The organism is Pseudomonas sp. FYR_5 (assembly GCF_043106315.1).
Taxonomy (GTDB): Bacteria; Pseudomonadota; Gammaproteobacteria; order Pseudomonadales; family Pseudomonadaceae; genus Aquipseudomonas; species Aquipseudomonas putida_Y.
In genome coordinates this window covers 1-18885 of sequence record NZ_JBICMK010000069.1, presented here as the reverse complement: position 1 = coordinate 18885, position 18885 = coordinate 1, and the positions used below count along the sequence as shown (strand labels likewise).

Below are 18885 nucleotides of genomic sequence, written 5' to 3'. Positions count from 1 at the left end.
TCAGCGCTCGACGATAACGGTCACCCCCTGCCCGCCTGCCGCACAGATCGAAATCAGCCCGCGCCCCTTACCCGCCGTCGCCAGCAGCTTGGCCAGGCTGGCCAATATCCGCCCACCGGTTGCCGCAAACGGGTGCCCGGCCGCCAGCGAACTGCCCTTGACATTGAGTTTGCTACGGTCGATCGCGCCAAGCGGTGCCTCCAGGCCCAACCGCTCACGGCAGTAGTCGGCATCCTCCCAGGCCTTGAGCGTGCACAGCACCTGGGCAGCAAAGGCTTCGTGGATTTCGTAATAGTCAAAGTCCTGCAGCGTCAGGCCATTGCGTGCCAGCAAGCGCGGCACGGCATACACAGGCGCCATCAACAACCCTTCGCGCCCCGTGACAAAATCCACCGCAGCGGTTTCGCCATCGACCAGATAGGCAAGCACCTGCAACCCCTGCTGCTGCGCCCACGCCTCGCTGCCCAACAGCACCAGCGAAGCACCATCGGTCAACGGCGTGGAGTTACCCGCCGTCAACGTGCCCTGCCCGCTGCGGTCAAAGGCTGGTTTGAGTCTGGCCAACTGCTCAAGACTCAGGTCGGGGCGCAGGTTGTTGTCCCGTGTCAGCGAAAGAAACGGCGTCAACAGATCTTCCTGCCAACCCTCGGCATAGGCAGCGGCCAGCTTCTGGTGGCTAAGCAGGGCCAGTTCGTCCTGCTCGGCACGGCCAACGCGCCAGGTGTGGGCCATGCGCTCGCAATGCTCGCCCATCGACAACCCCGTGCGCGGCTCGCTATTGCGTGGTAGTTCGGGTTTCAGGTGACGAGGCCGCAGCTTGAGGAAGGGCTTTAACCGTTCGCCAAGGCTTTTGCCACGGTTGGCCTGCAGCAATATATGGCGCAAGCCTTCGTTGACGGCGATGGGCGCATCGGAGGTGCTATCGACACCGCCAGCAATACCGCAGTCGATCTGCCCCAGGGCAATCTTGTTGGCCACCAGCAGCGCAGCCTCCAGCCCGGTACCGCAGGCCTGCTGGATGTCATAGGCCGGGGTCTGCGCAGACAGGCGCGAACCCAACACGCACTCGCGGGTCAGGTTCATGTCGCGCGAGTGCTTGAGCACGGCACCGGCCACCACCTCGCCCAACCGCAGCCCGTGCAGGCGATAGCGTTCGATCAAGCCTTCAAGCGCGGCCGTGAGCATCGCCTGGTTGCTGGCCGTGGCGTAGGCGCCATTGGCGCGGGCGAAGGGGATCCGGTTGCCACCCAGGATCGCGACCCGGCGAGCTGAAAGCATGCGCTTATTCCTCCTGAAACAATTTGATCGGTACAGCCTAGGTGTTTTTACCGCATTCGAACGACCCTGCCGCAAAGTTGGTCCACACTTTCAAGCTTGCCTTTCGGGAGACCCCTCATGAGCGATCGCTACCTCGGTTTTGCCAACTCCAATCTCGGCCGCCGCCTCGTGGATGCCCTTGGCCTGCCACGCCCGGCGCCACTGGAGCGCTGGCAGGCTGGCCGCCTGCGCCCGGTAGAAGGTGCCCTGGTACTGGGTGGCGGGCCACTGGCGAAGCAGGTCGAAGCCATCGCCCCGTGCCTTACTGACGAGGTTTACAGCTTCAGCGCCGACAACCTGCAGGCTGAAGCCTGGGTGGCCGGCCTGGGGCCGAAAATCAAGGCCGTGGTATTCGATGCCAGTCATTTGTCCGACAGCGATGCACTGAAGCAGTTGCGTGAATTTTTCCAGCCGCTGCTACGCAGTCTGGCCCCATGCGCCCATGTACTGGTTTTAGGCCTTGCACCGGAAGGCCTCGACAACCCACTGGCCAGCGTTGCACAGCGTGCCCTTGAGGGCTTCAGCCGCTCACTGGCCAAGGAACTGCGCAATGGCGCTACTGCCCAGCTGTTGTATGTCGCCCCCGGTGCCGAAGATCAGCTGGAAGGCGCCCTGCGCTTCTTCCTCTCGCCAAAGAGTGCCTTCATCTCTGGCCAGGTTCTGCGCCTGCAAGCCTGCACCAGCCAGGTGGAAGACTGGACCCGCCCACTCGGCGGTCGCCGTGCTCTGGTCACGGGGGCTGCGCGCGGCATCGGTGCCGCCATTGCGGAAACCTTGGCACGGGACGGCGCCGATGTACTGCTGCTGGATGTACCGCAGGCCAGCCAGGACCTCGACGCCCTCGCTGCACGCCTTGGCGGCAAGGCACTGCCATTGGATATATGCGCTAGCGATGCGGCAACGCAACTGCTCGCAGCCCTGCCCGACGGCATCGATATCGTGGTGCACAACGCCGGGATCACTCGTGACAAGACACTGGCCAACATGACGCCGGAATACTGGGACGCCGTGCTGGCCGTGAACCTCAAGGCACCGCAGGTGCTCACCCAGGCGCTGTATGACAACGGCGCGCTGGGGGAAAACGCGCGCATCACCCTGCTGGCCTCGGTCAGCGGCATTGCCGGCAACCGCGGGCAGGCCAACTATGCCGCGAGCAAAGCCGGGCTGATCGGCCTGGCCCAGGCCTGGGCGCCACGGCTCGCCGAGCGCGGTGGCAGCATCAACGCCATCGCCCCCGGTTTCATCGAAACCCACATGACTGCAGCCATGCCCATGGGCCTGCGCGAGGCAGGGCGGCGCCTGAGTTCGCTGGGCCAGGGTGGGCGCCCGCAGGACGTCGCCGAAGCCATTGCGTGGCTCAGCCAGCCAGGCTCCGGGTCGGTCAACGGCCAGGTGCTGCGGGTGTGCGGTCAGGCACTGATGGGAGCTTGAGCATGAGCCGACAATGGCACGATCTGCACAACCCGGCCGCCCGCGCCAGCCTGTACCTGCGCGCAGCCAGCAAACGCACCATCAGCGGCGACCGGCTGCCGGACGATGGCCTGCGCTGTTTCATTCGGGTCCAACCGGGCAACCTGGGGGCGTATCGAAGGCTTTGCCACTTTCCCGATGATGGCCGCCTGCCAGGGACTTATCCCCATGTGATGGCATTTGCCCTGCAATTGCAGCTGATGACGGCCGATGATTTCCCCTTCCCGCTGCTTGGTCTGGTACACCTGCACAACCGCATCGAAGTGCTGCGCCCGCTTGGTGCTGTCGAAGGGCTGCGCTTTGCGGTGTATGCGCACAACCTGCAGCGCCATGCCAAAGGGGGCACCTTCGACCTGGTCACCGAGGCTGAAGATGGCATCGGCCTGCTCTGGCGAGAGACCAGCCGCATGTTGGTGCGTGGTTTGGCCCTGGAAGGCCAGACGAGTGAGCCGGCCGACACTGAGCCTGATCCGTTGCCCGAAGCCACACGCTGGTACGCCGACAGTGATATCGGTCGGCGTTATGCCAAGGTGTGCGGGGATTACAACCCTATCCACCTCAGTGCGGTCAGTGCGCGGTTGTTCGGCTTTCCCACGGCCATTGCCCATGGCATGTGGACCAAGGCCATGGCCTTGGCCGCGCTGCGTGGGCACCTGCCGCACAGTGGCTATGCCTTTGAGGTGGACTTCCGCAAGCCGGTCAGGTTGCCTTCGGAGGTGGTGCTCAGTGCCAGTGAAGCGGGCCCTTCGGGCCAACTGCGCCTGGATGGGCACGGGGACGTGCTGCATATGGTCGGCCGTTGGGAGTGCCTGTAGGCCGGGCCTGTCCTGGCGGTATACGCTTGCTTTGCATCGGGCCTGGGCAGAAGCTATGCAGCAATAGGAGACCCCCGATGAACCTGCAAGAAATCACCCAACGCCTGCATCAGATCCGCGATACCAACGACTGGCGCGGCTTCCACAGCCCGAAGAACCTGGCCATGGCCGCCAGCGTCGAAATGGCCGAGCTGGTAGAAATCTTCCAGTGGCTGAGCGAGGACGAATCGCGCCAACTGCCTGCCGACAAGCTGGCCCACGCCGGCCAGGAAGTCGGTGACGTGGTGCTCTACCTGTTGCTGCTGTGCAGCGAACTGGGTCTGGACATGGACCAGGTGGTGCGTGCCAAGCTGGCCGACAGCGAGAGGCGCTTCGCCCGATGAACGATCGTCATTTCGATGAGCTGGCCACCCGCTTTGCCGAAAAGATCTATGGCGGCGCCAAGGGTGCGATCCGCCTGGCGGTGTTGCAGGCCGACCTGGCCGAAGCGCTACCCGACCGCCCGCTACGCATCCTCGACATCGGCGCCGGGTTGGGCCACATGGCCTTGTGGCTGGCCGAGCGCGGCCACCAGCTGACCCTGGCCGAACCTGCGGCGCCCATGCTCGAAGGCGCCAGGGCGCGCTTTGCCGAAGCCGGCCAGACCGCGACCTTCATCCAGGCACCCTGGCAAGACCTGCTCGGCCAACTGACCGAGCGCTACGACCTCGTGCTCTGCCATGCAGTGCTCGAATGGCTGGCCGAACCCGAGAGCATCCTGCCAGTGCTGCACCAGCTCACGGCACCCGACGGCTGGTTATCGCTGGCCTTCTACAACCGCGACGCACTGGTCTATCGCAACCTGCTCAAGGGCCATTTCCGCAAGTTGCGCAGCAACCGGCTGGAAGGTGAAAAGCAGAGCCTGACCCCACAGAAACCGCTTGATCCACGCGAACTCAAGGCGCAACTTGAGCCTATGTGGCAGGTTGAAAGCGAAAGCGGCGTGCGGGTGTTTCACGACTATATGCCCAAGGAATTCCAGGGCAAGGCCGAGCTGCTCGACCTGCTGGAAATGGAACTGGCCCACCGTCGCCACCCTACCTTCGCCGGACTTGGCCGCTACCTGCACTGGGTCTGCCGCCCCCGCTAATCCGCCACGCCGGGAGGAACACATGCCGTACCGTCTGTTGTGCCTGGCCCTGCTGCCCATTGCCCTGGCTGGTTGCCAGGGCAGCAACCCGTATGTGGCCAGCAGCCGCCCGTTACCACCGGCCCCTGCGCAGGCGGCCCACACCTTCGACGCCAGTGCATACCCTGCGCCCGCTCGTGATTATGGGCACTACCGCAGCTGGAGCTGGCGCAACGGCCAGTTGCCCAGCGGCGCTGTGGGTGCCGACCCGGCGCAACTGGCCGATGCGGTGAGCGGTGCGCTCGACCAGCATGGCCTGCGCCCCTCTCGCGCAGGCCCTGGCGACTTGCTGGTGAGCGCCGGTATGCGCCTGGAAAAACGCTTGCGCCAGGTGCGTGACTACGACAGCTACGACCCCTACTACGGGCCGTACCCTTATGGTGGCGTGGGCTATGGAGGCTATCGCCATGGCTATGGGGGCTATGCCAGCGTGCCCATCGTGCGTACCTACGAGGTCGAAGTCCTGGTGGTGCGCATCGACCTGTACGACGCCCGCAGCGGCCAGCCGGTCTGGAGCGCCAGCGCCGAAAGCAGCAGCAACAAGGACTCGCCCCGCGAGCGCGAAAGTGCCTTGCGCGATTCTGTGCACAAGGCGCTCAGCGGCTATCCTCCCAGTTAATAGCTAACGGAGAACCATCATGTTGCGCCGTCTCGTTCTACTGTCATTCGCATTGTTGCTCGCTGCCTGCTCGAGCAACAACGTCCAGCAGGATTTCGATGCCAGCCGCGATTTTGCTGCCTACCGTAGCTGGGCATGGCAGGAGCCGGGCCTGCAGTACCGCCCGGATGACCCAAGGATCAAGAGCGACCTTACCGAGCAGCGCATTCGCCAGGCGGTGGCAGAGCAACTCGACCAGCGTGGCCTGCGTCCGGTACAAGGCGGAGCGCGGCCCGACCTGGCAGTACGCACGTACCTGATCGTGGAACAGCGCCAACAACAGATCACCACCAACTACGGCGGTGGCTGGGGTGGCTACTGGGGCGGCTACTGGGGTGGCCCGATGTACAACGAAACCCGCAGTGTCGACTACAAGGTCGCCACCATCCAGGTCGACATGTTCGATGGGCGTGACGGCAAGCTGGTATGGCGCGGCAGTGCCGAGCAGATCATGAACAACTACCCGCCAAGCCCGGAAGAACGTAACAGCGCAATCCGCAACACCGTGGCCAAGGTGCTGGGCAACTACCCACCGGGCAGCAAAAAATAGCGTCGGAATATGGCGTTGGCATGCACCGTGGCCCGCGAATGAAGTGGCACGGTGCATGTTACTGCCTTCGCGGCTGAACCCGCGCCTACACTGATCGCGATTCTCAGTACGACTGAATCCCCTGCCAGGCCGGTGTCAGCTGCGACAAAATCCATTCCACGCACGCCTTTTTTCCGTTGCCAACCGCACTCCCCCGCGCGTTCCCGTCTATCTTCATCTAGGTAAACCTGACTGACCGGGTAGAAGTGTTCAACATTTGGGAAAGGCGACCTGCCAATGCAAAGCATTGTTCTCCTGCTGTGGCTTGCCTTGTGCTCCGAACAGGATGTGCGTCAACGCCAGATCTCCAACATGCTGACCCTGGGGGTGGCTGGCTGCGCCCTGGCCTGGCTGTTCGCTACCGGCCACAGCTGGATAGGCGCCGATGCCAGCGATGCCGGTTGGGCGCTGGCCATCGTCATGCTGCTGACCCTGCCAGGCTACATGCTCGGCCGCTTCGGCGCTGACGACGTCAAGCTGATGGGCGCCCTGGCCCTGGCCACAAGCCCGCAATATGTACTCGGCACCTTTATTGGCGCGGGTGTCAGTGTGCTGGTCTGGCTATTGACCCGCCGACGCCTGTGGACTCTGCTCAATCCCAAGATAAAGAAGCGTTTGCAGGCCCTGACCGAGGAAATGGGCGACAAGCAGGCTTTCGTCCCTTATGTGTTGTCAGGTTTTCTTCTGACAGCCGTATGGATCCAGTAAGCCTTCCAGTGGTCCGATGACTTGTACACGCCTTGTACAATTTCGCCTAGTGCGACTACTTTTAAGCTGCCAGAGCGTCTGGCACGGGAGCAGGGCCGTATAAGAACAGGGAGTTGATCGTGTCCAGATCAGTGAGTGAAGTGAAGGTGTTGGTGGTTGATGACCAACCGGTCATTGTCGAACAACTGAGTGAATTCCTCGAAACCAAGGGCTATGCCTGCGTTACAGCCCTCTCAACCGACGAAGCCATCGAGCACTATGTGGCAGACCCTAGCATCGGCCTGCTTATCTGTGACCTGCACATGCCCGATCGGGACGGCATCGAGCTGGTGCGCGCCTTGAAGGAGATCAACGGCAGCCAGCGCATGTTCGAAGCCATCATGTTGACTGGGCGTGCCGAGAAGCAGGACTTGATCCGGGCGCTACGCGAAGGTTTCGCCGATTACTACCAGAAGCCGATGGACCTCGATGAACTGCTGGCAGGCGTCCGCCGGCAGGAAGAGGTCTTGCTGGAGCGCCAGCGCAATATCCGTGATCTGGGTGGATTGAACCAGCGCTTGCAGGAACTGGCCGAGTCGGTGGACGAACTGTATCAGGACCTGGAAAAAGCCCGTGGCCAAGGCACCCACCGGCGTGCCAGTGATGCAGAAGAAAGCGAAAGCGAGCTGCCAGCAGCGTTCGAGAAACTATCACCACGCCAACTGGAAGTGGCGCGCCTGGTTAGCAAGGGCAAGACCAATTACCAGATCGCCTGTGAACTGGGCATTACCGAAAACACCGTGAAGCTGTATGTATCTCAGGTATTGCGTTTGACGCATATGCACAACCGCACCCAACTGGCTCTGGCGCTGACCCCTAGCTCGTCGCCCGTGCACCAGCGGTTCACGACCCATTGAGTGAAGGCTCGGCACACCATTCTGGAGCGGCCTGGCGCTGCGAAAGGCTGCTCCTGCAAGCCCATAGTTGCCTGCTACAACTGGATCGCCAGGTTCAACGACAGCCGAGGCCCACGGTCCAGGCTATCCAGCGCCACATCCGCCAACGGCTTGGCCACTTCCAGCGCCACATTGAACATATGCCCAGCCCCTAACCGCACACCCAGCGCCACCGAAGCCAGATGGGCGTCCTCCACCGGTCCCCGGTTATGCCAGGCCTGTGCGGTATCCACCACCGCATAGGGCTGAACCCGCGCAAGCCAGCTACTTCGCATGCTGTAGTTAAGCTCGTAAGCCACACCCCAGCCCTTGTCACCGTCCGCCTGATCGCGCGGGTAGCCACGCCCGAAATTCTGCCCGCCAAACCCCGCACGCTCACTGTCGGGCAAGCGATCGTCACTCCAGTACAACGCACCGGATACCACCCCCTGCCAGTTTTCCAGCAGCGTGTCGCTCTGCAGGCCGGAAAGCCGAAAGCGCAGGAAATCGAGATCGTAGTCAGCATCGCTGCGTGCCCCCAGATAGTCCAGGCCCTGATAGACCCCGACACTGACGATACGCAAACGCCCCTGCTCCACCTTGCGCCAGTCACCTTCGAATGACAGCGCCCGTACATAGGTGTCGTACTTGCGAAACGGTGGCTGCTCGGCCATCCGGTCTTGATCTTTCTCACTGACTGAGTACACGTGGCCCTGCACCGCCAGCCACTCATTCGGCCTTACGATCACCGGCTGGCGCAAACCGATCGCATAGCGTTCACTGTCGTGCTTGCGAGTGATATCGCGGCCATCGTCCAGACGTATGCGCGTGCCGGGCTCGCTGCGGTAGCGCGAGGCCGATAGCAGCAGTTGGCTACCGGCAGAGTCCAGGTACTGGCTGTAATCGAGACGCTGGTAATGGACCCGGTCTTCCCCAGAGGGCAGCAGCCAACTGGCCGCGAACTGTTCGCCATGGCGAGTCTGGGCATTGCTGGCTGCCGTCAACAGGGCCTGAGCAGCGTCACGGCTGGAGTCGGCCACGGTCACCGCGGCGCTGAGCGGCTTGCGCCGTGCATGCACGGTCAACTGGGCGACATCCTCGGCAGCCCGCGCCATTGTCAGTTCGGCCTCTACCACGACCCCTGGCATGCGCGTAGCCAGGCCCAGATAGCGCTCCAGCGTTTCGCGGGTCAGTGGGCGCTCGGCCTCAATGCGCGCCAGCAACTGCTGCAAATACTCACTGGCCGGTCCAATATCGCCGTCCAAGCGGTAATCACGTACGTAACCTTCGACCAGCACCACGTCGACCCTGCCATCGGCCACATCCTGAGGCGGCAGGTAGGCATACGACAGCAAGTAGCCCTTCTGCCGGTAGCGTTGGGTCAGGCGCTGGGTGTATTGCTGCAATTCACCCAACGTGGTTTCGCGCCCGATCAGCGGCTGATAGTGTTCACGCAGGTCGCCCAAGGGGAACACCGTGCCGCCCTCGAAGCGCACTTTTTGCAGCACCAGCCGGGTGTTGGCCGGGGCCCAGTCGGGGTTGTCGATAGCCGCCCCTGCCAACCGTATGCGGGGGCTCACAGGGGCGTAGTCCGTCATCGGCAGGTTGGCGCTGGGCAGACGCCGCTCGTATTCATGGCTGTCGAGAAACCCCGGCAACGGCTCGGCGTGGGCAGCAAGTGCCCAAAGCAGCAACATCAGGGGCATGACCAGAGGACGCATAGGGCACTCCATGTTCCCATGGGTTGCGGGGCACCAGCCGGTCACACCCGTCACTTGCAAGCGTAGGTGCTGGCCCGGCTGTCGTCGAACACCTACTCACTGACCTGGAACGCCACCCGCGCCGTCTGACCGCTTTCGTCCAGCGCGCTGAGTTCGGCCTGCCCGACCTGTGGCAAACGCAGCAACAAGCTGTCCTGCCCCTGGGTTTCACCCAACGGCTGGCCGTTGAGGAACCACCAGCGCCGTCCACCACCACCCAAGGCAGATACCTGCAATTGCAACGGCTCAGTGTTGGTGGCCGGGCGGCGCAGATGGTCGCCAGGGCGCACACCGACGATCGACAGCGGTGGTGCACTGGCCGGCGCCTGCGGCGGGCAGGCCGGGTCGATGGCCGGCAAACGCGCCATGCGCCGCTCGACACGCGGTAGCCACGGCTCCAGCGGCGCCGGCCACAGGACGATGTCACGAGCCCTAGCGCCCGGGCAGCTACCATCGACCCGCAGGCCCTGATCGTTGACCCACACTGTTTCGCGCAAGCCCAGGCCCAGCGGCTGGTCAGCTGCCTGCAAGGTTGGCGGCGTGGTGCCGTCCAGGGTCCATGCAAAGCGCTGACGCCGACAGTTGGTGTCCTGCTTGCTCATCGGCTGGCCCAGCGGCCAACAGATTGCCGCAACGCCAATATTCGCAGGTACTCGCTCTACCGGGACGCTGATACCGCGTTGGCTGTCGCGATTGCTCAACAGATCGTGCACCTGCAACATCAGCGGCGCCGCCGACGCCAGGCCGAACTGACCGGGCACCGGTGTACCGTCGGGGCGGCCAATCCATACGCCAATCAGGTAGCGCGGCCCCACGCCAATCGACCAGGCATCGCGAAAGCCGTAGCTGGTGCCAGTTTTCCAGGCCAGTTGCGGGCGCTGCACCAGTTCGGCGTGCGGGTCGCGGTCCGGGCGCGCCTGGCCACTGAGAATACGCCGGATGATCCACGCCGCCCCCGGTGACAGCAACCGGTGCTCCACCAGGGGGGCCTGTGGCTGCAAGCGCACCTGCGCACTGTTGCCCCCCCGCGCCAGCGCCGCGTAGCCGCCGACCAAGTCTTCCAGGCGGCTGCCGGCACCGCCCAGGATCAACGACAGGTTGGGCTCGGCAAGGGGCGGCAGTATCAGCGGCATGCCCGCCATGCGCAATTGCGCGGCAAAGCGTTTCGGGCCGTAGGCTTCCAGCAATTGCACGGCGGGCAGGTTGAGCGACAGGGCCAGCGCTGAGCTCGCCGACACCGGCCCGCTAAAACCCATGGAGAAGTTGCCAGGGCGATAGTCGCCATAGCGTCGTGGAACATCCTGCAACAGCGATTCGGAATGGATCAGGCCATCGTCCAGCGCCATGCCGTAGAGAAAAGGCTTGAGGGTGGAGCCGGGCGAACGCAGCGAGCGCACCATGTCGACATGGCCAAAGCGGCGCTCATCAGACAAATCTACCGAGCCCAGGTACGCGCGCACCGCCATGGACTGCGCTTCGACCACCAGAATGGCGGCCGAGGTACGCTCGGGCAGCCGGGCGCGCCAGCCCAGCAGCAAGTCTTCGAGGCGCCGCTGAAGCGCAGCGTCAAGCGTGGTCCGAATCAGTGGCGGGCTGTCAGCACTGTTCAGGCGTCGGGCCAGCAATGGCGCCAAAGCCGGCTCCTGGCGTGGCGCCAACACCAACGGCTCCTCGGCTGCCTCGCGGAGCTGCTGGGCCGGCCATACCTGGTATTCAGCCAGGCGCTGCAGCACCTTGTCCCGGGCACGCTGGGCACGCTCGGGGTGGCGGTCCGGGCGCAGCCGGCTGGGTGCCTGGGGCAGCACAGCCAGCAGCGCCGCTTCGGCGGGTGTCAGGTGACGGGGGGACTTGCCCAGGTACGCCCAGCTGGCTGCCGCCACGCCCTGAAGCGTGCCGCCGAAAGGTGCGCGGTTCAGGTAGATCTGCAGGATGTCACGCTTGGACAAGTGCCACTCCAGCTGCAACGTGCGCCATAGCTGGCGCAGTTTACCGCCCAGGGTACGGTCGTGCGGGTCGAGCAGGCGTGCCACCTGCATCGACAGTGTGCTGCCGCCCGACACGACACGCCCGCTGCGCAGGTTCAGCCAGGCCGCACGGGCCAATGCCAGCGGGTTGACCCCTGGGTGGTCGTAGAACCAACGGTCCTCGTAAGTCAGCAAGGCCTGCAGGTAAAGCGGCGAAACCTCTTCAGGGCTAACTGGGTAGCGCCACACGCCCTCAGCATCGGCAAAGCGCCACAACGGTGTGCCGTCTTCGGCCAGCACTACCCGGGCCAGGTCGTCACCCGGCATCGGCAGCGGCCAGATACGATCAGCCAGCCAGAACAGGCCGCCCAGCACCAGCAAACTGATCAGCGTGGCACGCAACAACCTGCCCGCACGGCTGCGTGGTCGCGCTAAGCTTGGCATCGGGAACCGACCTGGCCAGGTAATGGCCAAAGGCTTTGGGACGACAACCTCGCCGATTTTTTCATCAGGAAGCAACTATGCATGTAGAAGGTTTTTTCGAGTGGCTGGGCCAGGCACTGGGGTCGTTGATCCGCTTCATCGTCGACGCATTGAGCGGGCTGTTCAACCTGCTGGCCAATGCTGGTGGCAACTTCATCGATGGCCTGTCGCGCACCTTGGGCATGGACACCTCGCTGCTGAGCATCCTGGCGCTGATCATCGGCCTGATGCTGCTGTACTCGGCAATCCGCGCATTCATGCGCGCGTCGATCATCCTCGGGATCATCTGGCTGGTGCTGGGGCTGTGGGTGATGAGCTGGGTGATCCACTGATCTGCGCGGTCTTTGTGGGAGCGGCCTTGCGTCGCGACAGGACTGCACAGCAGCCCCAGGATTTCAGTTTCGCCGCTTGAACTTCCGGGGCCGCTTCGCGGCCCTATCGCGGCGCAAGGCCGCTCCCACATTGTCCGCGTCGAGCGGGACTCTAGCGGGCTTTCACGGTCATCTCCCCTTGCCCATCGCCCACGGCCTGCAGGTTCGGCCGATACATCGACTCGACCTGCGGCGGCGGCACGCGGTAAGTGCCCGGTGTCACCGCTCGCGCCAGGTACAGCAGGTGGGTGGTGCCATAGCCGTCAAGCTTGAGCGCGGCCACGTAACGGTCATCACGATACTCCTGATGCACCACGCTGGCGTTCTGCATCGACTCGCGCCACGCCTTCACTGCACTGCTGGCGTTGTCCAGGCTGGCGGCGCTTTGAGCCAGGTTCTGGTTTTCCAGCTCCAGGCCTGCCGGCAGCAGGTCCACCACCAGCGCATCCGGCACGCGCTCCTCGGCTTTCAGCGCCAGGTGCACGAGCACAAGGTCGCCACTGCGCAGGTTATGCACGTCCAGCGGCTGGCCATTCATGCCCAGGTACTCTCTGCGAATCTGCAGGCCGTTGCCGCCAGCAGCAGGCGCCTGCCGTGGGTAGCCCGACAAGGTCAGCTGCTGGTACAGCGTCTCGTTGCCTTCATTCTGCACGCTCAGTGGCGAGGCCAGTAACGGGCCTTCCAGCTTCATACCGGCGTCGGCATTGTTCAACTCGCGCACTTCACCCGCGCTGTCCAGGCGTGCCTGCCACTGGCCTTCCGGCTTGCCCAGCAGGCCACGGCCAGCGAGGAACAGTGCATTGCGCTCTTGGGTCGACAGCCAACGGTTGGCTGCCAGTTCATCCGACAAGGCGAACAGGCGCTGATCGACCTGGCTGCTGGCCAGGTTGCTTTCCTGCAGCAGCGCCAGGATCAGTGCCTGGTCACGCAGGGCGCTGCCATAATCGGCCAGCCAGCCTTTGCCACGGCTGATGCCCAGGCCTGCCTGCAAGGCTTGCTCGGCACGCGGTTTGTCGCCCATTTTGTCCAGCGCCACCGCCAGTTGTACCAACGGCAGACCGGAGCGGGCATCGGCGCGACGTTCGAACAGGCCTCGCAGGGCACCCAACGGCGCCTGCTGGCTGCGCGACAGCACCAGCGCCGCATAGGCCTGCACGGCAAAGCGTGTGTGATCGGCATTTTCGCTGTAGTCGACTTCGATCAGGTTGCGTTCCTGCAGGTAACGCAGCAGGCGCTCACTGGCCTTCTTCAGTGACTCGGCAGGCACGCCGTAACCTTGGTCACGGGCACGCAGCAGGAAGTCAGTAACATAGGCGGTGAGCCAGTACTCTTCTTCGCTGTCCGAACTCCACAGGCCAAAGCTGCCGTTGTAGCGCTGCATCCCCAGCAAGTGCTCGATGCCCATCTCGATCTTGCGCTTGCGCACATCCGCCGGCTCCCCCTTGATGCCCAGGCGCTTGAGGCTGTCGGCATCGGCGTACAGCGAGGGGTACAGGCCACTGGTGGTCTGTTCGAGGCAGCCGTAGGGGTAGGCTTGCAGCGCGCGAATCTGCTCGGCAAGGTTCAGCGGCGGCCGGCTCGACAAGGCCAGGCTGGCTTCCAGGCCAGCCGGTTCGAAGGCGGCCAGGTCTGCTTCGGGCAGGGTCCACGGCTGGTCCTTCAAGGCCACGCGGTAGTGCTTGAGCATTGCCGGGTAGGCCGGGCGCACGCCCAGCGTCCACTCACGCTCGAACGCTGTGATCGGCTCGTTCGGCAGTTGCAGGCCCGTCACCCGGACATGTACCTTGCCCTGCCCCAGACCACCCTGGGCCTGCACCGGAATCATCAGCGTCGAGCGCTGCCCTTCGGCCAGATTAACGCTCTGCACGGCGTCGGCCGCCAGGCTCAGTTGCCCTTCTGTGGTGATTTCGACGTTCAGTTGCTGGGCGCGGCCAGACAGGTTGGCCAGGTCCAGTGCCAGGCGGGTACGGTCACCACCGGCCAGGAAGCGCGGGGCCGAAAGCTCGGCAATCAACGGTGCGGCGACCACGGTCTTGCCTTCGGTCATGCCGAAGTGCTCTTCGGTCCAGGCCTGGGCCATCAACCGCAGTTCGCCGTTGAAGTCGGGGATATCGACCGTGGCCTGGCCCTCACCCTTGTCGTCCAGCGTCACCGGCAGGCTCTGTTGGGCAACGATGGTTACCGTAGTGTTGGGTCGCTTGCCCCCCTTGGCCATCGCTGCGTCACCACCGAATGCCAGGCTGGCCAGGCGGCCCTGCCCGGCCTCGATCAGTTGGCCGTAGATGTCCAGTTGATCGGCACCATAGGCCTTGCGCCCGAACAGGCTGGCGAACGGGTCGGGGGTTTTGAAATCGGTGATGTTGAGGATGCCCACGTCCACCGCCGACAACAGCACATGCACCTGCTTGGGCACGCTGCCATCGGCGTTGGCGGCCTTGATCTTCACCGTCAACGGCTGTTTCGGCCGCATTTTCTCCGGTGCCTGCAGGCTCAGCGCAAGCTTGCGCTCGGCGCGGTCCAGCGGCAGGTGCAGCACGCCCACAGCACGCTTGGGCGTGGCATTGGCCTTGCGCTCACCCGGGCGGATAACCAACGCGCTGATGTACAGGTCGTGGCGGGCCCAGGCCTTGTCCAGTTGCACGTCAAAGGTCTTGCCCTCGGCGGGCACATCGATTTCCTGCCACCACAGCGGGCCATCACTGGACTCGATCATCAGGTAGCCGCTGCCCGCAGCGGGCGGGGTGACGGTGACCTTGGCGGTAGCGCCATCGGCGTAGGAGGGTTTGTCCAGCGCCAGCTTGACCTGGTCCGGCCGTACCGCGCCGCCCTCAGCGTTGTCCTGGGCACGATAGCCGGCCCAGAAGCGCTCACTGGATACCAGGCCGGTCTGCGGGTCTTCGACCTCGACGCGGTAAGGGCCCCATTCAACCTGGAAGCTGAGCTTGGCAGTGGAACCTGCCTTGACGCTGATCGTCTCTTCGTTCTGGGTCAGGAACTTCTCGTTGTAGGCGTAACTCCAGCCGTCGCTTTGCGAGTAATTCCAGTAGTAATCGCGGCGTTCGCGAACAAGGCGCACCTTGAGCGCATCGGCCGCCAGTTTGTTACCGTCGCGGTCGGCCACCAGGAACTCGAATTCCACCGGCCCGTTGCTATCAGTTTCCTCACCTTCGAACAGGCCTCGCAGGCCCGGCAGGCGCTCAGCCGGCCAGATAGGCTGCTCCAGGCGCCGGGTGATCGGCCGGCCACCCGACTCCTGCAGGCTGGCCTGCACGGTAAGTTGCAGCGGAGAGCGGGCCTCGGCCCAACGGCTTTCGATATCGACCACCGCCTTGCCGGCCTGGTCAAGGGTGACTTCGTCCAGTTCCAGGTCCTGGTTCAGATCGGTTTCGGTGACCGAACCGAACTGGTAACCAGGCAACGCCGGTACCGCCTCGCGCAGCGGGCGTACATAGGCCTGACCGCTCAGGCGATTGCCGGCGGCCGGGGCGCCATAGAGGTAACGGCCATTGACCTGGATGCGCGCATCTTCATCCGGCGAAAGCGGTTGGCTGCTGCCCTTGAGCTCCAGCGCCAGGCGCTCGGGCAGGAAGTCTTCGACAAGGAATTCATAGACCTGCTTGCGCCCGCCCCCCAGGTCGAGCAGCAGTTGCCAACGGCCCGTCGGGGCCTCGGTGGCCAGTTGCAACTGGTATTGGTACAAGCCATTGCTGTCGGCTTCCCAGACGAACTTGCGGCTCACCTGTTCATCCGGGCGACGCACTTCCACGCTCACTGGCTGGGCTTTGACCGGCTTGCCGTCCTGGTCGCGCAGCAGGCCGTTGAGCAGCACCGTCTCACCCGGGCGGTACAGGTCACGCGGGCCGAAAATGAAGAACTGCAGCGGGTTGGCCTGAGGCCCGGTGATGTCGAATTCGGCCAGATCCAGGGCTGCGGTGTTCAGGCGCAGCAGCGTGGTATGCACGCCCTGAGTGGCGATCAAGGTATCGGCCTTGGGCGTGATCGGCAGTTGGGCATGCCCCTTGCCATCGGTAGTGGCCTGGGCCAGCAGCTTGCCCTTTTCGTCATGGATTTCCAGGTTGACGCCGCTCAGCGCCTTGCCGCCTTCCAGGGCTTGAGCAAACACGTCGATGCGGTCGCGGTAGCGGTGGGCCGACACGCCGATGTCGCTAAGGGTGAACAGGGTTGCCGGCTGAGAATAATCGTAGGTACCCGAGGCGCGCATCACTGCCAGGTACACGCCTGGCGCCTGCAACGGCTTGATGCCGGCAATCGGCAGCAACACGGTCTCACGCGTGTTGCGTGCCGGGTTGAGATCAAAGCGGCCGCTGTAGACCAGCTCGGCCATGTCCAGGGTTTCCTTGGACTGGTAGTAGTACAGGCTGCTGTTGCGCCCCCAGTTGGCCAGGAAGGTCGAGAGCATGTCTGGCTTGACGCGGAAGAACTCGACATCCACCTTTTCGACGTTCAGGGCAATCACCGGCAGGCCTTCGGCCAGACGCGTAGGCAGCAGCGAGCCGCGGCTGGCAAAGCCGATGGTCGGCTGCATGTCGCGGGTTTCCAGGCGGGTGATCGACTCGCTGTCCAGCTGCTTGCCATTGACTGCCAACAGCCCCTTGTCGACGGTCAGCACCAGCTTGCGCTGCGGCTCCAGGTGGCGCAAGCGCAGCTCCATCTGGTTGTCGGAGAGTTCCCAGGCTCCGTCGAGCTTGCCTTTGACGGTATCTACCAGGTGAACTTTGTTGGTGAAGTCCTGCTTGGCATCCAGCGGTACGGAAAAGCTGACTGACAGCGTTGCCGCGCCATCGAGCTGCACTTCCGATACGTCCAGCACCGTGAGTTCGCGGCCCTCATAGCGCTTGGCGAGCAAGGCCGGGTCCTCACGCTTGGGGGCGGAAGCTTCGGCGGGCGCGGGCGCCACGGTTTTCTCGACCGGCGCCGGTTTGCCTGGCGTGGAAGAGTCACAGGCACTGAGCAACGCCAGCGCGCAGGCCAGCAACAATCCTTTGTTGAACATGAGATAGGAACTCTTGGGCAGCGTGTACGTGAGGGCAGCAACTATAGCGCAACGTCAGGTGCAGCACCCGGCGTTGCGCGCCAGGTCAGACCATGGTCGCGCTAAATGGTTGCCTGGTCGGTACACTGTGGCCATTCGTTAAAAGGGGGCCGCGTTGCGCCCCTTCGCGGGCTTGCCCGCTTCCACAGGTTTGGCGCCGGCCGCAAGAGCAACACTTTCCTGTGGGAGCGAGCACGCTCGCGAAGGGGCGCACAGCGGCCCCAAAATCTCATGGAATGCACATGCCCCAACTCGCTGCCGACTGGCGCCACCGACCCACCCACCGCAAGGTCTGGGCGCTGGCCGCGCCGATGATCCTGTCCAACATCTCGGTACCGCTGGTGGCGCTGGTCGACAGCACGGTCATCGGCCATCTTCCGCACGCCCACCAGCTGGGCGCCGTGGCCGTGGGCGCCACCTTGTTCACCTTCATGGTCGGCCTGATGGGCTTCCTGCGCATGGGCTCCACCGGCTTCGCTGCTCAGGCTGCCGGCCGTGGCGACGGTGCAGCATTACGCCAGGTACTGGTGCAAGGGCTGCTGCTGGCGGTCGGCTTCGCCCTGTTGATCGGCCTCCTGGCCCTGCCCTTCAGCCAGCTGGCACTTCATGCGATGCAACCCAGCGCAGCCCTGCAGCAATCCACCGAAGACTTCTTCCATACCCGCCTGCTTGGCCTGCCTGCGGCGCTGGCCAGTTACGCGCTGGTCGGCTGGTTCCTCGGCACCCAGAACGCCAGGGCTCCACTGGCCATCCTGCTGACCACCAACCTGCTGAACATCGCCTTGAACCTGTGGTTCGTGCTGGGCCTGGACTGGGGCGTACTGGGCTCGGCGCGGGCGTCGGTGATTGCCGAATGGAGTGCCGCCCTGCTCGGCCTGGCCTTGACCCGTCCGGCCCTGCGGGCCTACCCGGGGCAGATCGTGTGGGCAGCGCTCAAGCGCTGGCAGGCCTGGAGGCCACTGCTGGCAGTGAACCGCGACATCTTCCTGCGCAGCCTGGCGCTGCAACTGGTGTTCCTGCTGATTACCGTGCAAGGCGCACGCCTGGGCGAAGCGACCGTGGCAGCCAACGCCCTGTTGCTCAATGGCCTGCTACTGACGGCCTATGCGCTGGATGGGCTGGCCCATGCGGTGGAGGCTTTGTGCGGCCATGCCATTGGTGCCCGTGACCGCGACACCCTGCGTCGCTCGCTGGTGGTGGCCTGCGGCTGGTCGCTGGTCACCAGCCTGGGCTTTGCCGGGCTGTTCCTGTTGGGTGGGCACCTGTTCATCGACTTGCAGACCGACATCGACAGTGTGCGGGCGGCGGCTTATCCGTATTTGCCCTACCTGGCATTGCTGCCGTTGATCGCGGTGTGGAGTTACTTGCTGGATGGGTTGTTCATCGGCGCGACCCGGGCGCGGGAAATGCGTAATGCAATGCTGGTTTCGGTATTGATTGCGCTGCCGGTGGCAGTGGCCATGAGCGGGTTGGGCAACCATGGGTTGTGGATGGCGTTTCTTGGGTTCATGGGGTTGCGGGCGGTGACGTTGGGGTGGGTCGGGTGGCGGTTGCAGCAGAGGGACCTGTGGTTTGGCTGATTGGGGCCGCTTTGCGGCCCATCGCGACGCAAGGC

14 protein-coding genes are annotated in these 18885 nt (G+C 64.1%); 10 read left to right on the top strand and 4 right to left on the bottom strand.

Annotated elements, in window-relative coordinates; genetic code table 11:
• Positions 1 to 1278 carry an acetyl-CoA C-acetyltransferase gene (locus ACF8RA_RS11185; protein ID WP_392519160.1) on the bottom strand — a complete coding sequence of 426 codons (1278 nt, stop codon included), beginning with the start codon at positions 1276 to 1278 and terminating at the stop codon, positions 1 to 3.
• 117 nt (positions 1279 to 1395) lie between these two features.
• Between ACF8RA_RS11185 and ACF8RA_RS11180 the strand changes: the two genes are divergently transcribed.
• The 8 genes from ACF8RA_RS11180 to ACF8RA_RS11145 all read left to right on the top strand — a co-directional run bounded on the left by ACF8RA_RS11180 (position 1396) and on the right by ACF8RA_RS11145 (position 7621).
• A complete protein-coding gene (locus tag ACF8RA_RS11180; RefSeq protein WP_209968163.1) occupies positions 1396 to 2748 on the top strand; it encodes a 3-oxoacyl-ACP reductase in 1353 nt (450 codons plus the stop codon).
• 2 nt (positions 2749 to 2750) lie between these two features.
• Positions 2751 to 3602, top strand: coding sequence for a MaoC/PaaZ C-terminal domain-containing protein (locus tag ACF8RA_RS11175; RefSeq protein ID WP_176684400.1), 852 nt, complete (start codon positions 2751 to 2753; stop codon positions 3600 to 3602).
• A gap of 77 nt (positions 3603 to 3679) precedes the next feature.
• A complete protein-coding gene (locus tag ACF8RA_RS11170) occupies positions 3680 to 3985 on the top strand; it encodes a MazG-like family protein (RefSeq protein ID WP_176684399.1) in 306 nt (101 codons plus the stop codon).
• Complete coding sequence (locus ACF8RA_RS11165) at positions 3982 to 4731, top strand: methyltransferase domain-containing protein (RefSeq protein WP_176684398.1); 750 nt, start codon at positions 3982 to 3984, stop codon at positions 4729 to 4731. The genes ACF8RA_RS11170 and ACF8RA_RS11165 overlap by 4 nt, the downstream gene beginning before the upstream one ends.
• A 22-nt stretch (positions 4732 to 4753) precedes the next feature.
• On the top strand, positions 4754 to 5389 hold the full coding sequence (locus ACF8RA_RS11160; protein WP_392460450.1) for a DUF4136 domain-containing protein: 636 nt from the start codon (positions 4754 to 4756) through the stop codon (positions 5387 to 5389).
• Between the two features lie 19 nt (positions 5390 to 5408).
• Positions 5409 to 5978: a DUF4136 domain-containing protein gene (locus tag ACF8RA_RS11155; protein WP_392460449.1), complete on the top strand. Its 570-nt coding sequence runs from the start codon at positions 5409 to 5411 to the stop codon at positions 5976 to 5978.
• Positions 5979 to 6254: 276 nt separating this feature from the next.
• Entirely contained in the window at positions 6255 to 6725 is a 471-nt protein-coding gene (locus ACF8RA_RS11150; protein ID WP_176684395.1) for a prepilin peptidase, read from the top strand.
• A 119-nt stretch (positions 6726 to 6844) separates the two neighbouring features.
• Positions 6845 to 7621 carry a response regulator transcription factor gene (locus ACF8RA_RS11145; protein WP_176684394.1) on the top strand — a complete coding sequence of 259 codons (777 nt, stop codon included), beginning with the start codon at positions 6845 to 6847 and terminating at the stop codon, positions 7619 to 7621.
• A gap of 74 nt (positions 7622 to 7695) precedes the next feature.
• On the opposite strand, the gene ACF8RA_RS11140 is transcribed toward ACF8RA_RS11145, so the two are convergent.
• Both ACF8RA_RS11140 and pbpC read right to left on the bottom strand, forming a co-directional pair.
• Positions 7696 to 9360, bottom strand: coding sequence for a ShlB/FhaC/HecB family hemolysin secretion/activation protein (locus ACF8RA_RS11140; protein ID WP_392460448.1), 1665 nt, complete (start codon positions 9358 to 9360; stop codon positions 7696 to 7698).
• A gap of 92 nt (positions 9361 to 9452) precedes the next feature.
• The gene (gene pbpC, locus ACF8RA_RS11135) at positions 9453 to 11807 is read right to left on the bottom strand and encodes a peptidoglycan glycosyltransferase PbpC (RefSeq protein WP_392460447.1); all 2355 of its coding nucleotides are present in this window, start codon (positions 11805 to 11807) and stop codon (positions 9453 to 9455) included.
• A gap of 77 nt (positions 11808 to 11884) precedes the next feature.
• Here pbpC and ACF8RA_RS11130 point away from each other — a divergent pair, with 77 nt between their 5' ends.
• On the top strand, positions 11885 to 12178 hold the full coding sequence (locus ACF8RA_RS11130) for a hypothetical protein (RefSeq protein WP_004577004.1): 294 nt from the start codon (positions 11885 to 11887) through the stop codon (positions 12176 to 12178).
• Positions 12179 to 12329: 151 nt separating this feature from the next.
• Here the strand turns inward: ACF8RA_RS11130 and ACF8RA_RS11125 are convergent, their stop codons facing one another.
• Positions 12330 to 17231 (bottom strand): alpha-2-macroglobulin, encoded by a 4902-nt coding sequence (locus ACF8RA_RS11125; RefSeq protein ID WP_392460446.1) that lies wholly within the window; start codon positions 17229 to 17231, stop codon positions 12330 to 12332.
• A gap of 281 nt (positions 17232 to 17512) precedes the next feature.
• Between ACF8RA_RS11125 and ACF8RA_RS11120 the strand changes: the two genes are divergently transcribed.
• Positions 17513 to 18850 (top strand): MATE family efflux transporter, encoded by a 1338-nt coding sequence (locus ACF8RA_RS11120; protein ID WP_392460445.1) that lies wholly within the window; start codon positions 17513 to 17515, stop codon positions 18848 to 18850.
• Positions 18851 to 18885: the final 35 nt, after the last annotated feature.

Excerpts from the sequence above, each read along its gene's own strand:
- ACF8RA_RS11150 (WP_176684395.1), top strand. The coding sequence starts at position 6,255 with ATGCAAAGCATTGTTCTCCTGCTGTGGCTTGCCTTGTGCTCCGAACAG.
- ACF8RA_RS11170 (WP_176684399.1), top strand. The coding sequence starts at position 3,680 with ATGAACCTGCAAGAAATCACCCAACGCCTGCATCAGATCCGCGATACC.
- pbpC (WP_392460447.1), bottom strand. The coding sequence starts at position 11,807 with ATGCCAAGCTTAGCGCGACCACGCAGCCGTGCGGGCAGGTTGTTGCGT.
- ACF8RA_RS11120 (WP_392460445.1), top strand. The coding sequence starts at position 17,513 with ATGCCCCAACTCGCTGCCGACTGGCGCCACCGACCCACCCACCGCAAG.
- ACF8RA_RS11130 (WP_004577004.1), top strand. The coding sequence starts at position 11,885 with ATGCATGTAGAAGGTTTTTTCGAGTGGCTGGGCCAGGCACTGGGGTCG.
- ACF8RA_RS11180 (WP_209968163.1), top strand. The coding sequence starts at position 1,396 with ATGAGCGATCGCTACCTCGGTTTTGCCAACTCCAATCTCGGCCGCCGC.
- ACF8RA_RS11140 (WP_392460448.1), bottom strand. The coding sequence starts at position 9,360 with ATGCGTCCTCTGGTCATGCCCCTGATGTTGCTGCTTTGGGCACTTGCT.
- ACF8RA_RS11185 (WP_392519160.1), bottom strand. The coding sequence starts at position 1,278 with ATGCTTTCAGCTCGCCGGGTCGCGATCCTGGGTGGCAACCGGATCCCC.
- ACF8RA_RS11155 (WP_392460449.1), top strand. The coding sequence starts at position 5,409 with ATGTTGCGCCGTCTCGTTCTACTGTCATTCGCATTGTTGCTCGCTGCC.
- ACF8RA_RS11125 (WP_392460446.1), bottom strand. The coding sequence starts at position 17,231 with ATGTTCAACAAAGGATTGTTGCTGGCCTGCGCGCTGGCGTTGCTCAGT.
- ACF8RA_RS11160 (WP_392460450.1), top strand. The coding sequence starts at position 4,754 with ATGCCGTACCGTCTGTTGTGCCTGGCCCTGCTGCCCATTGCCCTGGCT.
- ACF8RA_RS11165 (WP_176684398.1), top strand. The coding sequence starts at position 3,982 with ATGAACGATCGTCATTTCGATGAGCTGGCCACCCGCTTTGCCGAAAAG.
- ACF8RA_RS11175 (WP_176684400.1), top strand. The coding sequence starts at position 2,751 with ATGAGCCGACAATGGCACGATCTGCACAACCCGGCCGCCCGCGCCAGC.